Source organism: Caulobacter sp. 602-1 (assembly GCF_003931565.1).
GTDB lineage: Bacteria > Pseudomonadota > Alphaproteobacteria > Caulobacterales > Caulobacteraceae > Caulobacter.
Genome location: NZ_RRYI01000011.1, coordinates 40,413 through 64,987, shown reverse-complemented (window position 1 = coordinate 64,987; position 24,575 = coordinate 40,413). Strand labels below are relative to the sequence as shown.

The 24,575-nt window shown below is 67.0% G+C and carries 23 protein-coding genes and 2 pseudogenes; 18 read left to right on the top strand and 7 right to left on the bottom strand.

Annotation, left to right across the window (positions count from 1 at the left end; genetic code table 11):
* Positions 1–44: 44 nt before the first annotated feature.
* The 6 genes and pseudogenes from EIK80_RS23495 to EIK80_RS23475 all read left to right on the top strand — a co-directional run bounded on the left by EIK80_RS23495 (position 45) and on the right by EIK80_RS23475 (position 7,195).
* Complete coding sequence (locus EIK80_RS23495) at positions 45–1,004, top strand: D-alanine--D-alanine ligase (protein WP_125159437.1); 960 nt, start codon at positions 45–47, stop codon at positions 1,002–1,004.
* Positions 973–1,881: a cell division protein FtsQ gene (gene ftsQ, locus EIK80_RS23490; RefSeq protein ID WP_125159436.1), complete on the top strand. Its 909-nt coding sequence runs from the start codon at positions 973–975 to the stop codon at positions 1,879–1,881. The genes EIK80_RS23495 and ftsQ overlap by 32 nt, the downstream gene beginning before the upstream one ends.
* A gap of 27 nt (positions 1,882–1,908) precedes the next feature.
* Complete coding sequence (gene ftsA / locus EIK80_RS23485) at positions 1,909–3,234, top strand: cell division protein FtsA (RefSeq protein ID WP_125159516.1); 1,326 nt, start codon at positions 1,909–1,911, stop codon at positions 3,232–3,234.
* Between the two features lie 274 nt (positions 3,235–3,508).
* Positions 3,509–3,575: pseudogene (locus EIK80_RS26480) on the top strand (hypothetical protein).
* Between the two features lie 35 nt (positions 3,576–3,610).
* A complete protein-coding gene (ftsZ, locus tag EIK80_RS23480) occupies positions 3,611–5,155 on the top strand; it encodes a cell division protein FtsZ (protein WP_125159435.1) in 1,545 nt (514 codons plus the stop codon).
* A gap of 171 nt (positions 5,156–5,326) precedes the next feature.
* Positions 5,327–7,195, top strand: coding sequence for a M61 family metallopeptidase (locus EIK80_RS23475; RefSeq protein WP_125159434.1), 1,869 nt, complete (start codon positions 5,327–5,329; stop codon positions 7,193–7,195).
* A gap of 15 nt (positions 7,196–7,210) precedes the next feature.
* Here EIK80_RS23475 and EIK80_RS23470 read toward each other — a convergent pair whose 3' ends face one another.
* Complete coding sequence (locus tag EIK80_RS23470) at positions 7,211–8,107, bottom strand: SPFH domain-containing protein (protein ID WP_125159433.1); 897 nt, start codon at positions 8,105–8,107, stop codon at positions 7,211–7,213.
* The gene (locus EIK80_RS23465) at positions 8,104–8,328 is read right to left on the bottom strand and encodes a hypothetical protein (protein WP_125159432.1); all 225 of its coding nucleotides are present in this window, start codon (positions 8,326–8,328) and stop codon (positions 8,104–8,106) included. The genes EIK80_RS23470 and EIK80_RS23465 overlap by 4 nt, the downstream gene beginning before the upstream one ends.
* A gap of 139 nt (positions 8,329–8,467) precedes the next feature.
* Here EIK80_RS23465 and EIK80_RS23460 point away from each other — a divergent pair, with 139 nt between their 5' ends.
* The 8 genes and pseudogenes from EIK80_RS23460 to EIK80_RS23430 all read left to right on the top strand — a co-directional run bounded on the left by EIK80_RS23460 (position 8,468) and on the right by EIK80_RS23430 (position 14,415).
* Positions 8,468–8,935 (top strand): Lrp/AsnC family transcriptional regulator, encoded by a 468-nt coding sequence (locus EIK80_RS23460; protein WP_125159431.1) that lies wholly within the window; start codon positions 8,468–8,470, stop codon positions 8,933–8,935.
* Between the two features lie 130 nt (positions 8,936–9,065).
* Complete coding sequence (locus tag EIK80_RS23455) at positions 9,066–10,253, top strand: amino acid aminotransferase (RefSeq protein WP_125159430.1); 1,188 nt, start codon at positions 9,066–9,068, stop codon at positions 10,251–10,253.
* Positions 10,250–11,311, top strand: a complete 1,062-nt coding sequence (gene hppD, locus EIK80_RS23450; RefSeq protein WP_125159429.1) for a 4-hydroxyphenylpyruvate dioxygenase — start codon at positions 10,250–10,252, stop codon at positions 11,309–11,311. Before EIK80_RS23455 ends, hppD begins: the two co-directional genes overlap by 4 nt.
* Positions 11,308–11,439, top strand: a pseudogene (locus EIK80_RS26765) (hypothetical protein); the annotation flags it as partial. The gene hppD and the pseudogene EIK80_RS26765, both read left to right, overlap by 4 nt.
* Positions 11,440–11,463: 24 nt before the next feature.
* Positions 11,464–12,741 carry a homogentisate 1,2-dioxygenase gene (gene hmgA, locus EIK80_RS23445; protein WP_125159428.1) on the top strand — a complete coding sequence of 426 codons (1,278 nt, stop codon included), beginning with the start codon at positions 11,464–11,466 and terminating at the stop codon, positions 12,739–12,741.
* Between the two features lie 26 nt (positions 12,742–12,767).
* Positions 12,768–13,775 carry a fumarylacetoacetate hydrolase family protein gene (locus tag EIK80_RS23440; protein ID WP_125159427.1) on the top strand — a complete coding sequence of 336 codons (1,008 nt, stop codon included), beginning with the start codon at positions 12,768–12,770 and terminating at the stop codon, positions 13,773–13,775.
* Positions 13,772–14,146, top strand: coding sequence for a Rieske (2Fe-2S) protein (locus EIK80_RS23435; RefSeq protein WP_125159426.1), 375 nt, complete (start codon positions 13,772–13,774; stop codon positions 14,144–14,146). Before EIK80_RS23440 ends, EIK80_RS23435 begins: the two co-directional genes overlap by 4 nt.
* 74 nt (positions 14,147–14,220) lie before the next feature.
* Positions 14,221–14,415 (top strand): hypothetical protein, encoded by a 195-nt coding sequence (locus tag EIK80_RS23430; RefSeq protein ID WP_125159425.1) that lies wholly within the window; start codon positions 14,221–14,223, stop codon positions 14,413–14,415.
* A gap of 171 nt (positions 14,416–14,586) precedes the next feature.
* Here EIK80_RS23430 and EIK80_RS23425 read toward each other — a convergent pair whose 3' ends face one another.
* The 3 genes from EIK80_RS23425 to EIK80_RS23415 all read right to left on the bottom strand — a co-directional run bounded on the left by EIK80_RS23425 (position 14,587) and on the right by EIK80_RS23415 (position 17,160).
* On the bottom strand, positions 14,587–15,069 hold the full coding sequence (locus tag EIK80_RS23425; RefSeq protein ID WP_125159424.1) for a RidA family protein: 483 nt from the start codon (positions 15,067–15,069) through the stop codon (positions 14,587–14,589).
* Positions 15,070–15,151: 82 nt separating this feature from the next.
* Positions 15,152–15,547: a cytochrome c gene (locus tag EIK80_RS23420; protein WP_125159423.1), complete on the bottom strand. Its 396-nt coding sequence runs from the start codon at positions 15,545–15,547 to the stop codon at positions 15,152–15,154.
* Positions 15,548–15,561: 14 nt separating this feature from the next.
* Positions 15,562–17,160 (bottom strand): flavin monoamine oxidase family protein, encoded by a 1,599-nt coding sequence (locus EIK80_RS23415; RefSeq protein WP_125159422.1) that lies wholly within the window; start codon positions 17,158–17,160, stop codon positions 15,562–15,564.
* A gap of 270 nt (positions 17,161–17,430) precedes the next feature.
* On the opposite strand from EIK80_RS23415, the gene EIK80_RS23410 reads away from it, so the two are divergent.
* A complete protein-coding gene (locus EIK80_RS23410) occupies positions 17,431–17,976 on the top strand; it encodes a GNAT family N-acetyltransferase (protein WP_125159421.1) in 546 nt (181 codons plus the stop codon).
* 60 nt (positions 17,977–18,036) lie between these two features.
* Here the strand turns inward: EIK80_RS23410 and EIK80_RS23405 are convergent, their stop codons facing one another.
* Both EIK80_RS23405 and EIK80_RS23400 read right to left on the bottom strand, forming a co-directional pair.
* On the bottom strand, positions 18,037–20,667 hold the full coding sequence (locus tag EIK80_RS23405) for a TonB-dependent siderophore receptor (protein WP_125159420.1): 2,631 nt from the start codon (positions 20,665–20,667) through the stop codon (positions 18,037–18,039).
* Positions 20,668–20,963: 296 nt separating this feature from the next.
* The gene (locus tag EIK80_RS23400; RefSeq protein ID WP_125159419.1) at positions 20,964–21,314 is read right to left on the bottom strand and encodes a hypothetical protein; all 351 of its coding nucleotides are present in this window, start codon (positions 21,312–21,314) and stop codon (positions 20,964–20,966) included.
* A 98-nt stretch (positions 21,315–21,412) separates the two neighbouring features.
* Here EIK80_RS23400 and EIK80_RS23395 point away from each other — a divergent pair, with 98 nt between their 5' ends.
* The 3 genes from EIK80_RS23395 to chrA are packed head-to-tail and all read left to right on the top strand — an operon-like array spanning position 21,413 to position 24,508.
* On the top strand, positions 21,413–22,396 hold the full coding sequence (locus EIK80_RS23395) for a YafY family protein (protein ID WP_125159418.1): 984 nt from the start codon (positions 21,413–21,415) through the stop codon (positions 22,394–22,396).
* Between the two features lie 10 nt (positions 22,397–22,406).
* Positions 22,407–23,228 (top strand): 23S rRNA (adenine(2030)-N(6))-methyltransferase RlmJ, encoded by an 822-nt coding sequence (rlmJ, locus tag EIK80_RS23390; RefSeq protein WP_125159417.1) that lies wholly within the window; start codon positions 22,407–22,409, stop codon positions 23,226–23,228.
* Positions 23,225–24,508, top strand: a complete 1,284-nt coding sequence (chrA, locus tag EIK80_RS23385; protein ID WP_125159416.1) for a chromate efflux transporter — start codon at positions 23,225–23,227, stop codon at positions 24,506–24,508. The genes rlmJ and chrA overlap by 4 nt, the downstream gene beginning before the upstream one ends.
* Positions 24,509–24,575: the final 67 nt, after the last annotated feature.

The following is a 24,575-nucleotide window of genomic DNA, read 5'->3' as shown; positions in this document are numbered from 1 at the left end:
CTAGGAGTGGCTCAACGTCGCAGCTCCTAAGAGTGTCCGCCCCAATGACCAACCAGCCTCTGCTTGGCCGCCATATCGCCGTCCTGCTCGGCGGCCCATCGTCGGAACGCGAGGTCAGCCTGGTGTCGGGCCGCGCGTGCGCCGATGCGCTGGAACGGCTGGGGGCCAAGGTCTCGCGCATTGATCCGGGCGTCGATGTCGCCCAGGTGCTGACAGCCACAAAGCCCGACATGGTCTTCAACGCCCTGCACGGCGAATGGGGCGAGGACGGCTGCGTCCAGGGGGTGCTGGAAACCCTGAAGCTGCCCTACACCCATTCGGGCGTGCTGGCGTCCGCGCTGGCCATGGACAAGGCCAAGGCCAAGGCCGTTCTGGCGGCCGCCGGCGTGATCGTTCCGGGCGGCGGGCTCTACAACCGACACGATGTCGCGCGCGACCATGTGTTGCAGCCCCCCTATGTCGTTAAGCCCAATGCCGAGGGCTCGTCGGTCGGCGTGTTCCTGGTGTTCGAGGGCGCCAACCGTCCGCCGGAAGAACTTGCCTCTCCTACGTGGAGTTTCGGCGAGGAAGTCATGGTCGAACCCTACATCCAGGGGTTGGAATTGGCTGTCGCGGTGCTCGGTGAGTCAAAAGGTCCCAGGGCGCTGGCGGTGACGGATATCCGTGCATCCACAGGTTTCTACGACTACGAGGCCAAGTACTCCGAAGGCGGTTCAATTCACGTTCTACCGGCCCCAATCCCTGATGGCGTAAGGGATCGCGCGATGCGGATGGCCGAGCTGGCCCATACTGCTCTTGGTTGCCAAGGGGTGACCCGGTCCGACTTCCGTTATGACGACATTAACGACATTCTGGTCCTTCTAGAGGTCAACACGCAGCCCGGCATGACGCCGACCTCGCTCGCTCCCGAGCAGGCCGCTCACGTCGGGATCCCGTTTGATCAGTTAGTTCTATGGATCGTGGAGGACGCTTATGCCCGCTGTAGTGCGGGGGGGACCGCCTAAGCCTAGGCGACCCCGGGCCGAAGCGCCCGCAAGTCCGAGCAAAGGCAAGCCGGCGCCCCGGGGGGCGCAGCCGGCCGCGAAGTTGCACGCCGCCAAGGGCGTGGGTTTGTCGCCCACGGTGGCCCTGAGCGTGGCGGGCGCGGCCTTGGGCCTCGGCCTTGTGATCATGTTGGCGACCGGTCATCGGGCCGAGCGCATCGGCGCGTCCATGGTTCATGGCGTCGACAACAGCTTCGCTTCGGCCGGCTTCCGGCTGAAGACGGTTCACATCCGCGGCGCCTCGGCGACCGCGCAAGGCGATATTCTGGCGGCCTCGGGCCTGTATCTGAACCAGCCGACGCTGGGCATGGACCTGAACGATGTCCGCGCGCGCGTGCAGGGCGTGGGCTGGGTCAAGGACGCCAAGGTCGTGCGCATGCTGCCCGACACCGTGCTGATCGCGGTGGAAGAACGGCCGGCGCTCGCCGTCTGGCAGAACCAGGGCCGCATGAAGGTGATCGACGGCGAGGGCCGGGTGATCAGCGAGGCCGATCCGGCCCGCTTCCCCGCCCTGCCGCTGGTGGTGGGGCAGGGCGCCGACCAGGCCGCCGGCCTGATCCTGCCGGCCGTGGCCTCGCGCCCGCGCCTGCGGGATCGTCTCGAAGCGCTGGTGCGCGTCGACGATCGTCGCTGGGACTTGAGACTGAAGGACGGTTCGCTGATCCAGCTGCCGGCCATTGACGAAGAATCCGCGCTGATTCAATTGGATCAGCTCGACCAACGACAGCGAATCCTCGACATGGGTTTCGCGCGGATCGATCTGCGCGACCCCGAAATGGTGGCTGTGAGACCTCGCGACGCGACGCTGCCCGGGCAGCCCGTGGCCGGCGGGGCGTAACGAGTGATGACCGAGGTGACGATAGCGATGTCGCGATTGGAGGAACGGAAACAGGCCCGCGAGGGCCTGAAGGCCACGCTCGTGCGCCAGCCCGCCATCGCGGCCGTCGACCTGGGCGCGTCCAAGGTCACGTGCTTCATCATGAAGGCCGACGGCGTCCATCGCGACAACCGCACCCTGACGACCGCCGGCGTAGGCTACGTCCAGTCGCGCGGCGTGCGCGGCGGCGCGATCGTCAATCTGGACGAGGCCGCCCAGGCCATCGCCCAGGCCGTCGAGCGCGCCGAGACCGTGGCCGGCGTCAACGTCCAGGGCGTGTCGGTCTGCACGGCCGGCGGCCAGCTGGCCTCCAACCGCGTCCACACCCAGGTCTCGCTGGGCGCCCGGCCGATCGGCGACGGCGACCTGTCGCGCGCCATCGCCGCGGCCCTGGCCCAGGTCCGCATTCCGGGCCGCAAGCCGATCCACCTGCTGCCGATCGCCTGGTCGGTCGACGGTCAGCGCGGCATCCGCGATCCGCGCGCCATGTTCGGCCGCTCGCTGGGGCTGGAGCTGCTGGTGGTCTCGGTCAACGAGAACATCTTCCACACCCTGGCCCACTGCGTCGAACGCGCTCACCTGTCCTTCGAAGGCGTGGTCGCCGCGCCATTCGCCTCGGCCCTGGCGGCCCTGGAAGAGGACGAGATGGACCTGGGCGCGGTCTGCATCGACATGGGCGGCGGCTCGACGTCGGTGGCCGTGTTCAACAATGGCGCGCTTTGCCACGTCGACAGCCTGGCCGTCGGCGGCGGCCACGTGACCCAGGATATCGCCCGCGGCCTGCAGACCTCGGTGGTCGGCGCCGAGCGCATCAAGACCCTGCACGGTTCGGCCATCGCCTCGGCCAACGAAGACCGCGAGATGATCGAGGCGCCGCCGCGCGGCGACGATCCGGGCGCCGGTCCCGTGATCGCCCCGCGCTCGCTGCTGAAAGGCATCATCCAGCCGCGCGTCGAAGAGACCCTGGAGCTGCTGCGCGAGCGCCTGAAGGCCTCGGGCGCGCCGGTCGAGCCGGGCGCGGGCATCGTCCTGACGGGCGGCGCCAGCCAGCTGGCCGGCGTTCGCGAAGTCGCCGTGCGCGTGTTCGATCGTCCTGTCCGCCTGGGGCGTCCGCGCCGGGTGCCGCACCTGGCCGACGCCGCCTCGGGCCCCGCCTTCTGCGCCGCGGCCGGCACCCTGCACCGCACCGCTTTCGGCCCACGCGAAGCGGTGTCGAGCAAGGCCCTGGCCGGCAACGTGTCGCGAAAACGGCCCCTGGATCCCAACGCCAGCCCGATGGCCAAGGCGGCCGCCTGGCTGAGGGACAACCTCTAAAAGCGCCCCTGAACGGCGCTATAAGTTTAAAGCGTGAGTAACTCTACAGTTTAACACCTTGGGCCCGGTCGATTGTCTCGACCGGGCCTTTTGCTGCCCGAGTCAGCCTATAGTCTCTAGAATTGGCGTTCAGCGTCGTTCGGTCGCACGCGTCTGTGGATCCCCAGCGGAACCCTTGGTTCGCTTGGAGATTCTGTTGATAGACCACAATTTATCCCACGGTCGCGCTCGACCGGATCACGACTCAGATTATGCAGTTAACTGCCGATTAACGATGGTGGTTGTTCTGTTAACACGATCGTCGAGGCAATCCTGGGCGATCGGGTGTCGCCGAGGTCTAGTTCGACGATTTCGGCGTTAAGGACGCGAGGGTCCCATGGCTATTTCTCTTTCCGCGCCGCGTACGACTGAGCTGAAGCCGCGTATCGTGGTGTTTGGCGTCGGTGGCGCTGGCGGCAACGCTGTGAACAACATGATCGAGGCGGGCCTCGAAGGTGTCGAGTTCGTGGTGGCCAACACCGACGCGCAGCAGCTGCAGTTCGCCAAGACGGACCGTCGCATCCAGCTGGGCGTGCAGATCACCCAGGGCCTGGGCGCCGGCGCGCATCCCGAAGTCGGCATGAGCGCCGCCGAGGAGAGCTTCCCGGAGATCGGCGAGCACCTCGACGGCGCGCACATGGTCTTCATCACCGCCGGCATGGGCGGCGGCACCGGCACCGGCGCGGCGCCGATCATCGCCAAGTGCGCCCGTGAGCGCGGCATCCTGACCGTCGGCGTCGTGACCAAGCCCTTCCACTTCGAAGGTCGTCACCGCATGCGTCTGGCCGACAGCGGCATCCAGGAGCTGCAGCGCTACGTCGACACCCTGATCGTCATTCCGAACCAGAACCTGTTCCGCGTCGCCAATGAGCGGACGACCTTCGCCGAGGCGTTCGGCATGGCCGACCAGGTGCTGCACTCGGGCGTTCGCTCGATCACCGACCTGATGGTGCTCCCGGGCCTGATCAACCTCGACTTCGCCGACGTCCGTACGGTCATGACCGAGATGGGCAAGGCGATGATGGGCACCGGCGAGGGCGCCGGCGAAGACCGCGCGCTGATGGCGGCCCAGAACGCCATCGCCAACCCGCTGCTGGACGAAGTCTCGCTGAAGGGCGCCAAGGCCGTGCTGGTCAACGTGACCGGCGGCATGGACATGACCCTGCTAGAAGTCGACGAGGCGGCCAACGCCATCTCGGACCAGGTCGATCCGGAAGCCAACATCATCTTCGGCGCGGCCTTCGACCCGTCGCTGGAAGGCGTGATCCGCGTGTCTGTGGTCGCCACTGGCATGGACGGCGCCTCGATCGCCCAGATCGAGCCCAAGCCGGTCTCGCGCAACACCACCACCCAGCCGCTGATCGCCGACACTGCTCGCGCCCCCGCGCCGCAGCCGGAACCGGCTCGTCCGACCGCCCGCTACGAAGCTGCTCGTCCGGTCGAGCGTCCGTCGTCGGCCTTTGCGCCCGAGCCCATGCCGGCTCCGGAACCCGAGATCGTCATGTCCGCTCCCCAGGAGCAGGAAGCCGAACTCTACTACGACGAACCCAGTGTCGCTGAAGAACCGCGTATGGCCGCCCCTGCGTCCCGGACGGTGACCCGCATCGTCGACCCGATGGTCGATGACGGCGCCGCTGAAGAGCCGCTGTTCCCGGAAAACAACTATTACGAAGAGCGTCGCCCCCAGAAGCAGGGTGGCGGTTTCTTTTCGATGTTCGGCGGTGGGCGTCAGCGCTACGAGCAACAGGCTTCGTCTGCGCCCCAGCCGCAGGCCCGCTCCGCCCAGAGCGCCCGCCCGCAGCTGCAGCCGATCGAGGCGCCGCAGGCCGACGACGGCGAAGACCTGGAAATCCCCTCGTTCCTGCGTCGTCTGGCGAATTGAAAGGAAGACCCCAAGCGGGATCCTTCCAAACGGCCCAAGTGACCTGAAACGGACTCGAAGCGCCCCGAGAGAAATCTCGGGGCGTTTTGCGTCGCGGGCTTGGTTGCGACTCCAGGTCCGCTTGGCCAAAGTGCCGCCTTCGATCGCGAGGTTCGCGACGGGGGAGAGCGCATGCGGAAGTTCCTGTACGGCCTGTCTGGCCTAGCGTTGTTGGCGGCCTCGGCTTCGGCCGAACCGGCTGTGGGCAGGGATCCAGGCGCCAACGCGCCAGTGCAGTACGAAGTCTCGTTCGAGAACGCCCGCCACCACGAGGCCCAGGTCATCGCCACCTTCCGCAACGTGCCCAAAGGCCCGCTGAAGGTGCGCATGTCACGCTCATCGCCGGGCCGCTATGCGATCCACGAGTTCGCCAAGAACGTCTACCAGGTCAGCGCCGTCGACGGCGCGGGCAAGCCGCTGAAGCTCGAGCGCGGCGAGCCCTACGGCTGGACCGTGGTTGGCCACGACGGCACGGTGAAGGTGACCTACACGCTCTACGCCGATCGCGGCGACGGCACCTATTCGCAAGTCGATCCGACCCACGCGCACCTGAACATGCCGGCCACCTTCCTGTGGGCCCAGGGCTATGACGACAAGGCGATCCGCGTGCGCTTCAAGCGCGCCGACCCTAGCTGGAAGATCGCCACCCAGTTGCCGGCCGTCGCCGGCGAGGCGGATACGTTCTGGGCTCCGAACCTGCAGTACTTCATGGACAGCCCGACGGAGATCAGCGCCCTGACGGTGCGCGATTGGCGGGTGACCGACCACGGCCGCGCCTACACCTTCCGCCTGGCGCTGCATAACCCCGGCACGGACGAGGACGCCGACAAGTTCGTCGAGAAGCTGAAGGCCATTGTGCCCGAGCACATCAAGGTGTTCGGCGAGCTGCCGAAGTTCGACCATGGCGAATACACCTTCATCGCCGACTACATGCCGCAGATCACCGGCGACGGCATGGAGCACCGCAACTCGACCTTCATCAGCCAGCCGCGCTCGCTGTTCCGGGGCAATTTCAGCCAGCTGGGCACGGCCAGCCACGAGTTTTTCCACGCCTGGAACGTCGAACGCATCCGCCCGGCCGAACTGGAGCCGTTCGACTTCACCAGGGCCAACCCGACCCCGTCGCTTTGGCTGGCCGAGGGCTTCACCCAATACTACGGCCCGCTGCTGATCCGCCGCGCGGGCCAGTCTACGGTGGACGAGTTCCTCACCGGCCTGTCGGGCACGCTGAACGGCGTGGTCAACGGCCCCGGACGCCTCTACGGCTCGCCGCAGGAGATGAGTCTGCGCGCGCCTTTCGTCGACGCCGCCGCCGCGCTGGATCCGACCAACCCGAACATCTTCACCTCGTACTATCCCTACGGCGCCGTGATCGGCTTGGCCCTGGACCTTCAGCTGCGTGGGCGCGAGAAACCGCTGAGCCTGGACGACTTCATGAAGCAGATGTGGCGGACGCACGGCGTCACCGAGAAGGCCTACAAGCCCGCCGACGCCCGCGCGGCTCTCGCCAGGACGACCGGCGACCAGGACTTCGCCGACGGCTTCTTCAAGGCCAGCATCGAGGGCTCGGCCCTGCCGGACTTCGGCCCGCTGCTGGACCGGGCCGGCCTGAAGCTCCGCACGAAATCGCCGAAGAAGGCCTGGCTGGGCGCGTCGCGCGTGAAGGTCAGTGGAACCGACCTGATCCTCGACGCCGCGCCGGTCCCGAACAGTCCGCTCTACGCCGCTGGCGTCGAGGTCGGCGACCGTATCGTCAGCATCGGCCGCTTCGAGTTCGCCAACGAAGGCGACTGGACCGACGCCCTGGAGCGTCTAAAGCCTGATGACGCCACCACGGTGAAGTTCGTCCAGCGCGGCCAAGCCCGCGAAGCGCCGCTGAAGGTCGCCGCCGACCCGACCCTGGAAGTCGTCCGCTACGAGAAGGCGGACCTGAAGCCCTCCGAGGCTCAGCTGGCCTTCCGCAAGGCGTGGCTGGGCGAGGACACGCCGGCGGCGAAATAGCGGCCCCCGTCGCGCCTAGTCGATCTTCACGAAGGGCGTCGAGCCGCCGGTGACCTTCGGCAGCTCGCCGTTCCACTTCTCGATGGCCAGTTGCTGGAGCACCTGCGGGTTGGCGCGCAGGGCCTCGCCCTTGATGCGGATCGACTCGGCCTCGCCCCGCGCCTTGGCGATGGCGGCGTTGGCCAGGGCCGTCTCCTTGGCTTCCAGCGCCTTGGCGGCCAGGGCCTCCTGCTCCAGCTGGGTCTTGGCCTGCATCTGCTGAATGATGGCCGCCGGGTAGCGGATCGATCCGATCCAGTCGAGCTGCGAGACCGTCACGCCATGGCGCGCCCACTTGGTCGCCACGCGGGCATAGGCGCGCTGGATCACCTGCTGGCGACCGCCGCTGTACAGCGTCTCGACCCCGACCTTCTCGGCCTCGGCGGCGACGGCCGAGCGGACGTCGTTGCGGATGGGGCCGTCCAGCAACTGGTCGAAAGACAGGCGATAGGTCTGATAGAGATTTGGGGCCGAGGCCGGATTGACCTGCAAGGTCACCGAAATGTCGGCCGTCATCGGCAGGCCGGTGTTGTCCGAGAAGGTGATCTCCTCGTTCTCGTTGCCGCGCTCGTCCTTCTCGCGGGTGTAGCTGTAGGTGCGCTGGATCACCGGATACTGGATGATCCGCTCGCCGATCCCGCGGAAGTACCAGCGGGCGGGCAGGGGCTCGGGCGCGACGCCGGCCGACGAGCCCAGGGTGCGGATCTTCACCCCGACATTGCCCGGCTCGACCGTCGTGCTGTGCGACAGCACGCTGCACGAGCCCAGGAGCAGGATCAGCACCGCGACGACGCCGATCAGGATCATCTGACCCTGCTTCTGGAACGGCGACTTGAGCTTGCGCGAGGGTGAGGCGAACGGGCTGTCGGTCATTCGGAGTCCTTCGGCGAGGTCGTCATAGTCTTGGAGAGGTCGCGGAGCAGAAGACGGGCCAGCCAGCCCAGCGCCAGGACGCCGACGGCGAACGCGGCCGGAGCGGCGATCAGGCCAAGATCCGTGCCAGAGCCCCACAGCGGTCCGACGACCACCCGCATCAGCACGATGGCCAGGAACATCCAGCCGACCAGATAGGCGGCGGCCTTGGCGTAGATCACGGCGGCCCTCCCTCGGCGATCTTCGTCTCGCTCCATGGTAGAGCCTCAACCGGCGCCGCTTGCAAGGCTCGTCTCCTCTTGGACCGGAAAGCGCGTTATGATGTCACGATCTGCCAACGGATAAACAAAGCCGGTCACGATGAAGCTCACCCGCGCCGATCGGAAGATTCTCCAGATTCTGCAGGAGGACGGCAAGATCTCGAATGTCGACCTGGCCGAGCGGGTCGGCTTGTCGCCCAGCCCATGCCTGCGCCGGGTCAAGCAGCTTGAGGCGTCGGGCCTGATCAGCGGCTATGTCGCGCTGCTGGACCGGCGCAAGGCTCAACTGGGCGTTCTGGCCTATGTCGAGGTGCAGGTCGACCACACCGAAGGCGCGGCCGAAGCGTTCAAGCAGGCGGTGCTGCGCGAGCCTGAGGTGGTGGGCTGCTACGTGATGACCGGCAGCTACGACTATCTGCTGCGGGTGGTGGCGCCGGACCTCGACGCCTATGGCGATCTGATGATGCAACGCCTGCTGAAGATGCCGGCCGTGAAGGACGTGCGCTCGGCCTTCGTGCTGGACACGGTCAAGGATTCCACGGCCCTGCCGCTCGACTATCTGGCCTGATGATGTCTGGCCCAATTGAGCGATTGGTTGGCATGATGTGACCGAATTGATGTTCATCAAGGTCATCATCGCCACGTTCTGACTTGGGTCCCGCGATAAGCTGCTTTCCGTCGTCCATCCGGAAAGCGCCATGACCTCCTCCGTATTCACGGGCCTGACGCCTCAGGCCCCGGACTCCCTGCTGTCGCTGATCGGCCTCTATCGCCGCGATCCGCGTCCGGGGAAGATCGACCTGGGCGTCGGCGTGTTCCGCGACGACCATGGCGCGACGCCGGTGCTGGAGGCGGTGAAGGCCGCCGAGCGGATCCTGTTGGATACGCAAGCCACCAAGTCCTACCTCGGTCCGGAGGGCGACATCGGCTTTCTGGACCTGCTGAAGCCGATCATCTTCGGGGACGCGGTCTCCCACGAGATGTTCGGCGTCCAGACGCCCGGCGGCACCGGCGCGGTGCGTCTGGCCTGTGAACTGCTGAAGGCCGCCAAGCCGGATATCCGCATGTTCATCGGGGCGGCGACCTGGCCCAACCACACCCAGATCCTGGACGAGCTGGGCATCGAGACCGTCACCTTCCGCCACTACGACCAGCGCGCTCAGCGCATCGGCTTCGACGACATGATGGCGGCGCTGGAGACCGCCCGGGCCGGTGACGCCGTGCTGATGCACGCCTGCTGTCACAACCCGTCGGGCGCCGACTACAGCCTGGAGCAATGGGCGGCGATCGCCGCGGTGGTGGCCCGCAAGGGGATCACGCCGCTGATCGACCTGGCCTATCAGGGCCTGGGCCTTGGCCTCGAGGAGGACGCGGCGGGCATGCGCCTCGTTCTGGCCGCGGCCGAGGATGGCCTGCTGGCCTATTCCTGCGACAAGAATTTCGGCCTCTATCGCGAGCGGGTCGGCGCGCTCTACACCCTGACTCGCGATGCCGCGACGCTCGATCTGGCGGCCAGCAACATCCGGGCCCTGGCGCGCACCAACTGGTCGATGCCGCCCGATCACGGCGCCGCCACGGTGCGTATCATCCTTGAATCCGAAGCCCTGACCACGCTCTGGACGTCGGAACTGGACGCCATGCGCGCGCGTGTCGCCGACTTGCGTCAACGTCTGGCGAAGGCGGTTCCGCTGCTGGCGCCGCTGGCCGGCCAGCACGGCCTGTTCGCCCTGCTGCCGCTGTCGCCGGCCCAGGTGGCGCGCCTGCGCGACGACCACGCGATCTACATGGCGGGTTCGGGCCGCATCAATCTGGCCGGCCTGACCGTTGACACCATCGACACATTCGCGCGGGCGCTGAACGCCTGCCTGCAGGGAGAACCGGCATGAGCGTGACTCAAGACAATCCCCTCGGCCTCGACGGCTTCGCCTTCGTCGAGTTCACCAGCCCCGACCCGGCCGCCATGAAGGCGCTGTTCGAGCAGATGGGCTTCGTCGCCGCCTCGACCCACCCGACCAAGGCCGTGACCCGCTACAAGCAGGGCCGCATCAACCTGCTGGTCAATGACGAGGCGACCGGCCAGGTGGCCGAGTTCCGCGCTGCCCACGGCCCTTCGGCCAATGGCATGGCGTTCGGCGTCGCCGATGTCGAGCAGGCCTATGCCGAGGCCCTGAAGCGCGGCGCCGTGGCGGCCGACGCCTCGGCCACGGTGCTGGGCGAGGGCGCGCGGGTGCTGGAAGGCATCGGCGGCTCGATGCTTTATCTGGTTCCTGGCGCGGACGCGGTGTTCGCCAGCTGGACCCCGGTGGCCGGTGCGACGGAAGCCGAAGCGGCCAATAATGTCGGCCTGGATCTGCTCGACCACCTGACCCACAACGTCAAGCGCGGCCAGATGCGCACCTGGTCGACCTTCTATCGCGACGTCTTCGGCTTCGAGGAGCAGAAGTATTTCGACATCAAGGGCCAGGCCACGGGCCTGTTCAGCCAGGCGATGATCGCGCCCGACAAGGCCATCCGCATCCCGCTGAACGAGAGCCAGGACGACAAGAGCCAGATCGAGGAGTTCATCCGCCAGTACAACGGCGAGGGCATCCAGCACTTGGCCCTGACCACGGACAATATCTACGACACCGTCGAGAAGCTGCGCGCCCGGGGCGTCAAGCTGCAGGACACCATCGAGACCTATTACGAGCTGGTCGACAAGCGCGTGCCCGGCCACGGCGAGGACCTGGAGCGCCTGAGGAAGAACCGCATCCTGCTGGACGGCAATGTCGGCGACGAGGGCCTGCTGCTGCAGATCTTCACCGAGAACCTGTTCGGCCCGATCTTCTTCGAGATCATCCAGCGCAAGGGCAACCAGGGCTTCGGCAACGGCAACTTCCAGGCCCTGTTCGAGAGCATCGAGCTGGACCAGATCCGCCGTGGGGTAATCACGGTGGAGGCTTGAGCCTAGGGCTCGAAATTACCGTTCGTTGTGACCCCGGCCGAAGCGTAGCGTAGAGCCGGGACCCAGGGGCGACCGCAGTGCGCCGGCCCCTGGGTCCCGGATCGTCCTTTCAGGGCGTCCGGGATGACAAGAAAATTGGGTTCGAAACGCACATGGACCTCCGCTACCAAACCGGCTTCGGCGCCCACTTCGCCACCGAGGCCGTGGCCGGCGCTTTGCCGGTGGGCCAGAACTCACCGCAGCGCGTGCCGTTCGGCCTCTATGCCGAGCAGCTGTCCGGCACGGCCTTCACCGCGCCGCGCCACGAGAACAAGCGCAGCTGGCTTTACCGCCTGCGGCCAAGCGCCGGGCATGGGCCGTATCAACCCTATGCCCAGGACAGGCTGGTTTCGGCGTTCCACGGCCCGGTGACGCCGAACCGCCTGCGCTGGAGCCCGCTGGAGATCCCGGCGGCCCCGACCGACTTCGTCGATGGCCTGGTCACCCTGGCCGGCAACGCGGATGCGGCGACGCTGAACGGCCTCGGCGTGCATCTCTATCTCGCCAACACGTCGATGAAGAACCGGGTGTTCTACAACGCCGACGGCGAGCTTCTGCTCGTGCCGCAGTTGGGCGTGCTGACCCTGGTCACCGAACTGGGCGTGCTGACGGCGGGCCCTGGCCAGATCGCCGTGATCCCGCGCGGCGTGCGGTTCCGCGTCGAGGTCGGCGGCCCCTCGCGCGGCTATGTCTGCGAGAACTATGGCGCGGCGTTCAAGCTGCCGGACCTGGGGCCGATCGGCTCCAACGGCCTGGCCAATCCGCGTGACTTCGAGACGCCCGTGGCGGCGTTCGAGGACGTCGATGAAGCGACCCTGGTGATCCAGAAGTTCCAGGGGGCGCTGTGGGCCGCCGCGTGGGATCACAGCCCGCTGGACGTGGTGGCCTGGCACGGCAATCTCGCGCCGTACCGCTACGACCTGTCGCGCTTCAACACGATCAACACCGTCAGCTTCGACCACCCCGATCCGTCGATCTTCACGGTCCTGACCTCGCCCAGCAACACGCCGGGGACGGCCAATTGCGACTTCGTGATCTTCCCGCCGCGCTGGATGGTGGCCGAGCACACGTTCCGACCGCCCTGGTTCCATCGCAATGTGATGAGCGAGTTCATGGGCCTGGTCCACGGCGCTTATGACGCCAAGGAGGGCGGCTTTTCGCCGGGCGGCGCGAGCCTGCACAACTGCATGAGCGACCACGGGCCCGACGTCGCCAGCCACACGAAGGCGACCGAGGCCGAGCTGGGACCGCACAAGATCGACGGGACCATGGCCTTCATGTTCGAGAGCCGCTGGGTGATCCGGCCGACGAAGTTCGCTCTGGAGACTTCCGCGCTTCAGGGTGACTATGACGCCTGCTGGACGGGTTTCCCCAAGGCCCGCCTGCCTTAACTAGAACTGGGAAAGAGGAAGCGTCGATGAAGCTCGCGTCTCTCAAGGGCGGCCGTGACGGCAGGCTTGTGGTGGTCTCTAACGACCTGGCCTGGTTCACCGACGCCGGGACCATCGCGCCGACGCTGCAGGCCGCGCTGGACGACTGGGCGCGTTGCGGGCCGATGCTGCAAGGGCTGGCCGACAGCCTCGAGCACGGTTCGGTGCCGAAGGAGCGCTTCCACGAGCACGACGCCCTGAGCCCGCTGCCGCGCGCGTTCCAGTGGGTCGACGGCTCGGCCTATGTGAACCACGTCCAGCTGGTGCGTCAGGCGCGCGGCGCCGAGATGCCCGAGAGCTTCTGGACCGATCCCCTGATGTACCAGGGCGCGTCGGACGGTTTCCTGGCCCCGCGCGACACCATCCCCCTGGCCGACGCCAGTTGGGGCTGCGATCTGGAAGGCGAGGTCGCCGTGATCGTCGACGACGTGCCGCTGGGCGCGACCCGCGAGGAGGCCCTGGCGGCCATCCGCCTGGTCATGCTCTGCAACGACGTCTCCCTGCGCAACCTGATCCCCGGCGAACTGGCCAAGGGCTTTGGTTTCGTACAGTCCAAGCCGGCCAGCGCCTTCTCGCCGGTGGCGGTGTCGCCCGACGCGCTGGGCGAGGCCTGGAGGGACGGCAAGCTTCACGGCGCCCTGCTGGTCGAGCTGGACGGCCAGGATTTCGGCAAGGCCGACGCTGGCGTCGACATGACCTTCGACTTCGGGACCCTGGTGGCCCACGCCGCCAAGACCCGGTCGTTGAGCGCTGGCACGATCGTGGGCTCGGGCACCGTGTCGAACCGTGGCGAGGACGGCGGTCCCGGCAAGCCGATCAGCGAGGGCGGCCTGGGCTATTCGTGCCTCGCCGAACTACGCACGGTCGAGACCATCCTGACGGGCGCGCCGAAGACGCCATTCCTGCTGGGCGACGACACTATCCGCATCGAGATGAAGGACGCCAAGGGTCATTCGATCTTCGGCGCCATCGAGCAGACGGTCGAGCGGGTTTGAGCCAAGACGTCGCGACTGTCGGTCGGATCTGGGAAACGCGGGCCGGGATCAATCTCGGTCCGCTGGACCTGATCGCCGATGGGGCGGCGCGAAACTATGTGCTGCAGATCGGCGAGGCCCGCTTTCACGGCTTCGTGGTGCGCCGGGGCGAGGCGGTGTTCGGCTATGTCGACCGCTGCCCCCACGCCGGCCTGCCGTTGGCTCAGAAACTGGACCAGTACCTGACGCCGGACGGCGGCTTGATCGCCTGCTCCTGGCACGGGGCGGTGTTCACTGTGGAAGAGGGGGCCTGCGTCGGCGGCCCGTGCGTCGGCGCCAGGCTGTCGCCCTGGCCGGTCGAAGCGCGCGAGGGGCGGATCGTCACGGCCTGAGGGTTAACCCTGTTTGGTCAGGTCCGCTTAAGGCTTGCCGACCAGATTGCCATCGATCACCAGAGGAATGCGCCGTGCAGGTTTCCGCCGCCAACGCCGCCCAATATACGCCACGTCCGGCGGCTTCGAGCGAGGCCGCCGCGGCGATCGTCGACCTGACCCAGCTGGCGGTGGCCCAGACCAACGCCAAGGCCACCGCCGCGGCCGGCGCGGCGCTGAGCCAGGCCACCGGCGAATTGACGGGCGTGCTGGTGAACATCTCGGCCTGAGCCGAGCTCCAGACAAAAGAACGGCCGCCTTCCAGGAGAAGAAGGCGGCCGAGTCATTGGGAGGAAACGCCCGAAAGGGCTGATTTCCATATAGACGTTTGAATTGCGTTTGACAACGTTGTCACGAAATTAATTTCGCGTAACGATGAAATTGGAACGCTCGGGCCGGCCCTACTTCTTCTTGGCCGCCTGGACCTCGATCTCGACCAGCATGCCGTCGGCGACCAGCGAGGTGATCTGGCTGGTGATGCGCGAGGGCTTGTTGGGCTGCGTCGCGGTGCCGAAGTAGGTCTTGTAGCCCTCCATCATGCCGGCGAAGTCCATCTTGCCGCCCTTGGCCGGATCGCCGACCAGCAGGACCCGCATCATCACGACGTCTGCCATGGTTGCGCCCTGCGTCTTCAGGGCGGCCTCGATACGGCCCAGCACGCCCAGGGTCTGGGTCTTGGTGTCTCCGAACTTGGCCACGCCCGTGGCCTTTTCATCGATCACCGGCGGGGTCATGCCGCTGACATAGATGGTGTCGTAGCCGGCCGGCACCGTGACGACGCTGGCGATGGCCGACTTGGGATCGCCACCGCGGACGATCTCCTGGGCGTGGGCGGCGCCGGCGAGGGCGGCGATGCCGGCGGCGAGGGCGATGAGGCGTTTCATGAGGTCTTCTCCCTGTGGAATTCAAACATTGACGCGTGACGGGCGCCGAAACCGGTATCCACTTTCGGCTGTCACGCTTCGGTTAGTGAGCCTGCAGGCCGCGCGCCTTGGCGGCGGCCTTGGCGGCGTTGCGGGCGGCCACGACGTCGCTGGGCTTGATGGCCGAGGCCTTGTTGCCCCACGAACCGCGGACATAGGTCAGGATGGCCGCCAGGTCGGCGTCGGTCAGGTCGTCCTTGAAGGCCGGCATGCCCGCGCGGCCATTTAGCACCGTGGTTATGACGATCTTCGGATCGCCCTGGACGAGCGGCGAGCCGGCCAGGGGCGGAAAGGCGCCCTTGACGCCCTTGCCGGTGGCCTGGTGACAGGCCGAGCAGTTGTCCATGAACTGCGATTGCGGCGTGGCGGCCGAGGCGAGCGCCGGCGCGGCGATCGTCGCGACCAGCGCCAAGGCGGCGAAACGGAAGAATCTGATCATCATCTTTTCTGGTCTCAGGCTTGCGACACGCGGGCGTGGATCTTGCCGATCTGCTGCCAGGCGGATTCGATGGCTCCGGCCTGCCAGCCGCCAAGATAGCTGAGGTGCTCGCCGGCCAGGTACAGGCGGCCGTCAGGCTCGCACAGCGTCGGATAGCTGTTCTTGCGGCCGTCCTCGCCCCACTCGGCCCAGCCGCCCAGATTGTACTCGGCCAGGTGCCAGCAGAAGGAGAAGGCGTTGTCGAAGTTCTCGGCGTATTCCGGGAAGATCTTCTGGCCCGCCGCGACGGCGTAGGCCGCGCGATCAGCCGGGTTCTTGGCGCTGATCCGGGCGGCCTCGCCGCCGAACATGTAGTAGCCCAGCAGCACGCCCTTCTGCCCCTGCCAGCCGTAAGAGGGCAGGGTGATCGAATTGATCGCCGTGTCGGTATAGACGTGGCCGCCGTAGATGTGGTGCTTCTCTTCCCAGAAGCGCGTCTTCATCTGCAGGCCGATCTTGTTGACCGGCGCGTAGGAGACCCCCTCCATCGCCGCCTTGAACGGCGCCGAGGCGTCCAGGTCGATCTGCTTCAGCACGCTGAGCGGGATGGTGCACAGGCAGTAGTCGGCAGTGACCTCGGTCTTCTTGCCGTCTGCGCCCTTGTACGAGACCGTCACGCCGGTGGGCGACTGCTTGATCTTCTCGACCACGGCGCCATAGCGGATCATCGGTCCGACCTGCTTCTCGAAGGCCTTGGCGATCTGGTCCATGCCGCCGATCGGCTGCAGCATGGTGCGCTGCTGCTCATAGCCGGTGACCGAGCTCAGCACCCGCCAGGCGTTGCTGTCGAGCACGTCCTTGAAGGCGAAGGGCGGCAGTTCCTTGCCGGGGCCGGGGTTTACGCCCGCGCCAGGATGGACTGAAAAGCCGCGGCCTTCCGTGCCCTTGTAGGCCAGGTCCTTGGACAGGCGGCCTTCGTTGACGACGTAGGCGATGAACTTCTCGCGGTCGAGGCCCGACAGGGGAGCGTCCAACTGGCCCTGGCTGGCGGCCTTGGCGACCAGTTCGGCAGTGTAGCCGCGGATGTCGGCGGCGATCTCACCCTTGCGGACCGGCTTGCCGGCCAGCGCGCCCGCGCCTTTCTCGAAATAGACGTACGACGCGTCGTTATCGTTGACGAAGCTCTCCAGCGGCACGCCGAATTTCTTGGTGTAGTGCAGGGTCGAGCGGTGGTGATACGGGATCCGCCACGGGCCGTGGTTGATGTAGTGGCCCTCGTCGAACTCGCAGGTCTGCTCATGGCCGATCAGGTCGGTGTGCTTGAAGCCCTTGCGCGCCGTCTGGCAGCGACCGCCCGCGAACGAGCGCGCCTCCAGCACCTGCACCTGATAGCCGGCCTTGCTCAGCTCGTAGGCGGCGGTCATGCCCGCCAGGCCCGCGCCCAGGATGACGATCTTGGTGTTCTTGGCGCCGCCGGTCAGCTCGGGGGGGAGCTCGGTGGCCGAGGCCATGCCGTAGCCCAGCGCCTCCATGCCCGACAGCACCAGCGACATGCCGCCGACCGCGGCCAGGCTTTCGAAGAACCGACGCCGTGTAAGCACGCCACCCGAAGAAGACGCGTCCAATCCACTCATAACCATCCCCGCCTGTTCGTTATCGGCCGGCGTCCCGGGACGTCGAGCTCGAGGCCGGCGGACCCTGCACGCCGGAACGCCGCCATCTCGAAATTACGGCCTCGCTGGCGCAATCCGTTTTCAGTCGAGACGGAGACTGACATGTTAGTCGCCTCGCCATTGGGCGCCTGGGGCGGCCGATGGGCGATCGGTGGGCGAGGGCGAAACATTGTCCGACGTCATGCCGAATCCCTGTTTTCCGGGGCCTGGCCGCGCCGTGATGGAGTCGTGATGAATTCGTCCCAACCCAACCTTCTTCTGCGCCTGGCGCGTCCCGAGGACATGCCGGTCCTGTCAGCCCTCATGGACCGCGCGATCGGCGAGCTGCTGGGAGCGTTCCTGCCGCCGGAGGGGGTGAAGGCCTCGTTCGAAATCATGGGCCTGGACACTCAGCTGATCGCCGACGGCGCCTATTTCGTCGTGGAGGATGGCGAGGCGATCGCCGGTTGCGGCGGCTGGAGCCGGCGCGCCACCCTGTTCGGCGGCGACCACTCGGCGGGGCGCGACGCGGCCTTTCTGGATCCGAAGACCGACGCGGCGCGGGTGCGGGCGATGTACACCCATCCCGACCATACGCGCAAAGGCGTCGGCCGGCTGATCCTGGACGCCTGCGAAGCCGCCGCCCGCGCCGCGGGCTTTTCGCGCGTCGAGATGGCCGCGACCATGGGCGGCGCGCCGCTGTACCGCGCGTGCGGCTATCATGAGATCGAGCCGTTCGAGGCGGAGACTTCGACCGGCTACCGCGTGCCGCTGATCCGAATGGGAAAGGCGCTGTAGTCGGAAAAGCAAAAGGGCCGGGGATGAGCCCGGCCCTTCGCATGGCGCGATGTCCCGATCCTAGAAGGTCGCGGACACCTTGGCGTACCAGAAGCCGCCCTGCCAATCGACGATCGAATCCGAGCGATACAGGCGGCCGTTGGTGGCCGACTCGCCGGTCTTGTCCGGATCGGGGTAGTTGGCGAAGAGGTTCCGGGCGCCGATGGCGACCGAATAGTTTTCGGTGGCCTGGTACGACAGCTCCAGGTCGACGAAGGTCTCCGGATCCCACTTCTGGACGATCGGATTGGCGACGCTGAACATGTTTTTGTAGGGGCCCCAGATGTTCAGGCGGCCGGTGGCCTTGAACTTGTCGATCTGGTGCGTGGCCGAAACCACCGAGCGCCAACGGGGTTGGGCGTGCTCGAAGTCGAACACGCCTTCGGCGTCGAAGAAGTTCGCCGAGAAGACCTTCTGGACCTTGAACTTGTTGTAGTTGCCGCTGACCGTGAAGTTGGTCGACTGACCGTTCTCCCAGCTCTTGCGGTAGGTGGCGACGACGTCGACGCCGGTGGTCTTGGAGTCAAAGGCGTTCTGGTAGAACTGCACCTGACCGATGGTGTCCGCGCCCGGTACGCTGGCCGCGACGAGGGCGGCCCGGATGGTCGGGGTCACCGTGATCGGCGTGGTGGCGTAGAACTGGTCGTTGATCTTGATGCTGTAGGCGTCGACGGTCAGCGACAGGCCATCCATGATCGAGGCCGTGAAGCCGATGGCCAGATTGACCGATTTTTCGGGCTTCAACTCCTTTGCGCCCATGAACTGGGCCACGGGATTGGTGGCCGGGAACAGGCCCGAGGCGATGATGGCGCCGTTCTCGACGCGGGTTGAGACGTTGGTCGTGAACAGCTGACCCGGCGTCGGAGCGCGGAAGCCCGTACCGGCCGAGGCGCGGATCCCGAAGTTCGGGGTGATCTGGTACTGCGTGGCCACCTTGCCGTTCCAGGTCGACCCGAAATCGGAGAAGTGTTCGCCGCGGAGGGCCAGGTCGAAGAACCAGGCTTCGGTGATGTTGGCCGAACCTTCGACATAGCCTGCGTAGGAGTCGCGGGTCAGCTTGCCCGAATAGGACGGGGGCGAGCCCGGTGCGCCGTTCGAGCCAACCGCCAGGGCGTTGTACACCGGATCGATGCCGGCGAAGCCGTCCGACGCGTCTGACAGGTAGTTGGCGCAGTTCAGGCCGGCCGTGGTCGGCAGAGCCGCGCCCGCGGCCGTGGCCGTATGGGTCGTGGCGTTACAGAACTTGAATGGATCGGGCACGGCCCAAGTGCCCGCCACGTAGGATGGGACGTCGCCCGGTTTGATCTCGTAGCCTTCCTTGCGGTATTCGGCGCCGAAGTTGATCGTGACCGGCGTATGGAAGCCCATGCCGCCCCAGTCATAGGCGAAGTCGGCGTTGGCGGCCGATTCCGACGAGATCAGCGTGCCGACATAGAACGAGTGCGGCGAGGCCGCGCCCATCGACGGGTTGACCGTGTCCCACAGGGTGTAACGAAGCTCGTCGTTCCCGTAACGGCCGCTGAAGTCGTACGACAGGCCGCTGGAAAGCTCGCCCTTAATGCCGCCGGTTAGGCTGTAGTCGGTGATGTCGCCGCCGAACATCGGCGTGAACCCGCCCGGGAAGATCGAGCTGAACTGGAACAGCGAGCCGTCCTGCTGGCGGATGGGCGTAGCGTTGACCGCGTTGCTGACCGGCGGACGATAGTTGAAGTATTCGGTGGCGCTGCTCTTCGAATAGTTGGCGAAGGCGTATAGCGAGACCTTGTCGGTCAGGTCATAGCCCGCGTTGACGACCGCGCGCGTGGCCTCGGCGTCGGGTTGGCCCCACTTCTGCACGTAGTCATGGATCAGGGCGGCGTAGGACGGGTTGGCCGCGGCGTAGCTGGTCACACAGAAGCCAGCCGATTGGTTCGGGATGCCGACGTTGCAATATTGCCGGCCACGATTGACCTGATTCTGACTGGTGTATTCGACGGTAGCGTTGACGAAGCCCTTTTCGCCGATGGGCAGGCCGATATTGCCCGTGACCAGGACGTCCTCGCCGTCGCCCAGATAGTATTGGCCATATTGGGCCGTGAGCGAGCCGCCGCTGGGACTGTCCTTCAGCTGGAAGTCGATGACCCCCGCGATGGCGTCCGAGCCGTATTGGGCGCCCGCGCCGTCGCGGGTCACCACCACGTTCTTCAGAGCCGAGGCGGGGATTGTCGCGGCGTCCGGCGCCTGGGAGCCGGTGCCGCCGATGCTGACCAGCGCCGAGCGGTGGCGACGCTTGGAGTTGACCATGAACAGGGTTTTGTCGGTCGGCAGGCCGCGCAGGCTGGCGGGGCGGATGAAGGTGGCGCCGTCGGAAATGGGTTCGCGAGCCAGGGTGTAGGACGGGACCAGGGTCTTCAGAATGTCGTTAGTGTCGGTGAACGTGGAGGCTTTGATGTCGTTCTCGCTGAACGAGTCCACGGGAACCGCCGAGTCCAGAACGGTCCGGGGTTTGCCGCGGGCGGTGACGACCACGACATCGAGTTCGGAAGTCGGATCGGGGGGCGTAACCGCCGCCGGTGGTGTCGCGTCCGCCGCAAAAGCGGATGCCGAGTATCCAAAAGTAACCGATAGCGCAGAAATACCCGCCAACAAGGCAGGTTTGAAACGCCGAGTCATTAATAGCCCCCTCTTTGTCTTTATGGACGCGTGATGATTCCCTTCTCCATGGTGTTTTTCTCCCCGTTCTTATTGGTTTTGACGCGGGTACTAAAAATATATCGGGTACTGTCCGATCTATTCATGGGGGTCGAAGTCGCCGATTTCGGCAATGGGGCGTTGAAATAAATCGGCAACACAAAGGCCGGCGCCCAGCGGGCGCCGTTTTGCGCGGCGGCGGATCACGGATTTTGAGCAGATCGGCGCCGCTTTTTCGCGCGTGGAGGCGGTTTGGAGGCGGGGGGGGGCGGTGTGGTTCAGGCGACGAGGCGCATCGGCTCGGCCATTTCGTCGGTCTCTTCGGTCTCGAACAGGTCGAAAGCTTCCTCCCAGGCGGACATCCGGGAATCGCGCAGTTCGGCGTCGTCGGTGACGCGGACGATCTGATCTTCGCGATCGTTCCACACCAGGCCGATGTCTGTGACCCGCTCGGCGTCGCGGCCCAGCAGCAGGAAGATGTCGGCCCGCGCCGCGCGCTCATGGCTGATCCGGCGCAGGGTGCGGCCGCCGCCCAGGTCGCGATGGATGTCGGCGAAGTCTAGCACGGCCGAGATCATGGCCTGGTTCACGGGCGCGGTCGCCCAGGGGGAGCAAGCAAAGCGCGACATACAAGGCTCCTTCGGGGCTTCTCCAGTCTCGACATCCGCAGAATGCGCGGGTCTTGCGACAGAAACGGACGTAAGATACGCGTCTGCTTGAGGAACGCATGAGACACGAAAAAGCGACGCGCCTGCTGGACTTGGCCCGCATGTTGGCGGGCTCGGCCGAAGGCCTGACCCTGGACGAGATGGCCCAGGCCCTGGATGTCGGGCGCCGCACCGCCGAGCGGATGCGCGACGCCGTCTGGGCCGCGTTTCCGCAGATGGAGGCGATCGACGATCCGCCGACCAAGCGCTTTCGCATTCCCTCGGGTCTGGACAGTCTGTTCCAGACCCCGACCGCCGAGGAGCTGGCGGCCCTGCGCACGGCCGCGGACTCGCTGCGCGCCTCGGGCGCCGACAGCCGCGCGGCCTCGCTCTATGCCCTGGAGGCCAAGCTGCTGTCCGCCCTGCGCGGCTCGGCCCGCCGGCGAGTGGCTCCGGACGTCGAGGCGCTGGTCCAGGCCGAGATGATCGCCGTCCACGCCGGCCCGCGTCCCTTCGAGGAAGCATCGGTGCTGGCGACCATCCGTACGGCGATCAAGGGGCTCCAGGCCCTGTCGTTCCGCTATGAAGGCGGCAGCACGCCGGGGCGTACGCGCGAGGTGACGCCGCTGGGCGTTCTCTTCGGCCGCAGCAACTATCTCGTGGCGCTGGAGGGTAAGAACGGCAAGCCGCGTTCCTGGCGCCTGGACCGCATGACCGATCTGAAAGTGGTCGACAAGCCCGCCCCGCCGCCCGAGGGCTTCTCCCTGCAGGCCTTCGCCGACGAGAGCTTCGGCATCTATCACGACGAGATCCAGGATGTGGTGCTGCGCATCAAGCCAAAGGGGGCCGAGGACGCCTTGCGCTGGCGTTTCCACCCCACCCAGAAGGTGAGCCAGGAGGCGGACGGCTCGGTGACGGTCACCTTCCGCGCCGGCGGCATGCGCGAGCTGGCTTGGCACCTGTTCACCTGGGGGGACTCCGTCGAGATCATCGCGCCTCAGGCGTTGAAGGATAAGATGCTCGAGGAGCTTCGGGAGGCTGGTCGCGCCCACGGGGCGTGGTAGGGACGGGGCCATGAACTACCGCCACGCCTTCCACGCCGGCAACTTCGCCGACCTGCACAAGCACGCGATCCTGCTGGCCATGCTCTCGGCCCTGCAGGGGGAGAGCGAGGCGCTGTCGGTGATCGACACCCACGCCGGGGCGGGGGGCTACGACCTCGCCGGCGAGATGGCGCGCCGTTCGGGCGAGGCCCAGGCGGGGATCTTCCGGCTGAAGGCGGCGAGCGACGCGCCGCCGGTGTTCGGCCCCTTGCTGAAGGCGGTCGCGCGCAGGAACGGCGGACGCGATGGCGATCTCTATCCCGGCTCGCCGCTGCTTATGGCCCGCGCCCTGCGCAAGGCCGACCGCTACGCCGGCTGTGAGCTGCGACCCGACGATGTGGCGCTGCTCCGCGAGAGCCTGGCGCCCTATGCCAACGCCCAGGCTCTGGAGGCCGATGGCTTCACGGCCGCCGTCAATCAGGCCGGCAAGGGCGGTCGCGCCTTCGTGGTCATCGATCCGCCCTTCGAGCGGCCCGACGACTACGATCGGATCGTCGCCACCACCCGCGCCGTCCTGGCCCGTTCGAAAGACGCGGCCCTGGCCATCTGGCTGCCGGTCAAGGACCTGGAGACCTTCGACGCCTTCCTGCGCGGGATGGAAACCGTCACGAACGATCTGCTAGTGGCGGAACTCCGCCTCCGGCCGCTGACGGATCCCATGAAGATGAACGGCTGCGCGATGGTGATGATCGGCGCGCCAGCCAGCGTCGACGGCGCGGCCAGCGCCGCCGGCGACTGGATCGCCGCGCGCCTGGGCGAGACCGGCGGCCGCTCGCGCGTCTGGCGGACGTGAGCAGCGCGCCGCCCAGCTTCGGCGAGGCCGTTCGTGTCTGGCTTAAGGTCGGGCTGCTGGGCTTCGGCGGTCCCGCCGGACAGATCGCCCTGCTGCATCGAGAGGTCGTCGAGACCCGTGACTGGATCGACGACGACGAGTTCGCCCGCGCCCTGAGCTTCTGCATGCTGCTGCCCGGCCCCGAGGCGCAGCAGCTGGCCACGTGGCTGGGCTGGCGGATACACGGCGTTCGCGGCGGCGTGGCGGCGGGCCTGTTGTTCGTGCTGCCCGGCCTGGCGGTCATGCTGGGTCTTTCTGCGCTCTATGTCGTCCATGGCCGTTCGGACTGGGCCGGGCCGGTGCTGCTGGGCCTGAAGGCGGCGGTGGTGGCCCTCGTTCTGCAAGCCCTGCTGAAGATCGGTCGGCGCACGATCAAGGACCGCTCCGCCGCCTCGGCGGCCATCGCGGCCTTCGCGATGATGGCCTTCACGACCCTGCCATTCCCGCTGGTGATCATCTGCGCCGGCGCCCTGGGCTGGCTGACCGCCAAGGGCGGGGAGGGGGCGCTCCCGCCGCCCGCCGCGCCCCCGAAAGGCCAGGCGAAGACGGCGCTGGCCTGCCTGGCGCTGTGGCTGGCGCCGATCGCCTTGGCTTGGTGGATCGCGCCCGGCTCCGTCCTGGCCTGGATGGGTCTGACCTTCGGCGGCCTCGCGGCGATCAGCTTTGGCGGCGCCTATGCGGCTCTGGCCTATATTGGGCAGACGGCCTCGGCCCTGGGCTGGCTGTCGGCGCCGCAGATGCTGGACGGCCTGGGTCTCGCCGAGACCACGCCGGGACCGCTGATCCTCGTCTTCGTGTTCGTCGGCTTCGTCGGCGCCTTCCAGACCGCGCCGGTCGAGTGGGCCTGGGTCCTGGCCGTGCTGGGCGGACTGATGGCCGCCTGGACCACCTTCGCGCCGTCGTTCCTGTGGATCTTCGCCGGCGGGCCGCTGTTCGAGCGCTGGGGCCGTCGGCCGAGACCCGCGCGGGCCTTGGCCATGATCTCGGCCGCCGCTGTCGGCGTGATCGGCCAACTGGCCCTGTGGTTCGCCATCCACCTGCTGTTCCGCGGCGGGCAGACGATGGAGGTGGCGGGGCTGTTCCGCCTGATGCTGCCGGACGTCGGCAGCCTCGACCTCGCGGCGCTGGGCCTGACCGTCCTCGCCCTGACGCTGACCTTCGCCACGCGCCTGCCGATGCTGGCCATGATCGCCGTCATGGTCTCGGCGGGCGTGCTCTTGAAGGTGGTCGGAGCAAGTTGACCTAAGGTCAGCATTTTTGCGCTTGCGAACGAACTTTCCGTGTTATGCTGCATTGCAATAGATCGTG

Bases quoted from the DNA above. Each gene is read 5' to 3' on its own strand.
- ftsQ (WP_125159436.1), top strand. From the start codon at position 973: ATGCCCGCTGTAGTGCGGGGGGGACCGCCTAAGCCTAGGCGACCCCGG.
- ftsZ (WP_125159435.1), top strand. From the start codon at position 3,611: ATGGCTATTTCTCTTTCCGCGCCGCGTACGACTGAGCTGAAGCCGCGT.
- EIK80_RS23415 (WP_125159422.1), bottom strand. From the start codon at position 17,160: ATGAGTGGATTGGACGCGTCTTCTTCGGGTGGCGTGCTTACACGGCGT.
- EIK80_RS23470 (WP_125159433.1), bottom strand. From the start codon at position 8,107: ATGACCGACAGCCCGTTCGCCTCACCCTCGCGCAAGCTCAAGTCGCCG.
- EIK80_RS23455 (WP_125159430.1), top strand. From the start codon at position 9,066: ATGACCTCCTCCGTATTCACGGGCCTGACGCCTCAGGCCCCGGACTCC.
- EIK80_RS23405 (WP_125159420.1), bottom strand. From the start codon at position 20,667: ATGACTCGGCGTTTCAAACCTGCCTTGTTGGCGGGTATTTCTGCGCTA.
- EIK80_RS23440 (WP_125159427.1), top strand. From the start codon at position 12,768: ATGAAGCTCGCGTCTCTCAAGGGCGGCCGTGACGGCAGGCTTGTGGTG.
- EIK80_RS23410 (WP_125159421.1), top strand. From the start codon at position 17,431: ATGAATTCGTCCCAACCCAACCTTCTTCTGCGCCTGGCGCGTCCCGAG.
- EIK80_RS23420 (WP_125159423.1), bottom strand. From the start codon at position 15,547: ATGATCAGATTCTTCCGTTTCGCCGCCTTGGCGCTGGTCGCGACGATC.
- rlmJ (WP_125159417.1), top strand. From the start codon at position 22,407: ATGAACTACCGCCACGCCTTCCACGCCGGCAACTTCGCCGACCTGCAC.
- EIK80_RS23475 (WP_125159434.1), top strand. From the start codon at position 5,327: ATGCGGAAGTTCCTGTACGGCCTGTCTGGCCTAGCGTTGTTGGCGGCC.
- EIK80_RS23495 (WP_125159437.1), top strand. From the start codon at position 45: ATGACCAACCAGCCTCTGCTTGGCCGCCATATCGCCGTCCTGCTCGGC.
- EIK80_RS23425 (WP_125159424.1), bottom strand. From the start codon at position 15,069: ATGAAACGCCTCATCGCCCTCGCCGCCGGCATCGCCGCCCTCGCCGGC.
- EIK80_RS23460 (WP_125159431.1), top strand. From the start codon at position 8,468: ATGAAGCTCACCCGCGCCGATCGGAAGATTCTCCAGATTCTGCAGGAG.
- EIK80_RS23400 (WP_125159419.1), bottom strand. From the start codon at position 21,314: ATGTCGCGCTTTGCTTGCTCCCCCTGGGCGACCGCGCCCGTGAACCAG.
- ftsA (WP_125159516.1), top strand. From the start codon at position 1,909: ATGTCGCGATTGGAGGAACGGAAACAGGCCCGCGAGGGCCTGAAGGCC.
- hmgA (WP_125159428.1), top strand. From the start codon at position 11,464: ATGGACCTCCGCTACCAAACCGGCTTCGGCGCCCACTTCGCCACCGAG.
- hppD (WP_125159429.1), top strand. From the start codon at position 10,250: ATGAGCGTGACTCAAGACAATCCCCTCGGCCTCGACGGCTTCGCCTTC.
- EIK80_RS23395 (WP_125159418.1), top strand. From the start codon at position 21,413: ATGAGACACGAAAAAGCGACGCGCCTGCTGGACTTGGCCCGCATGTTG.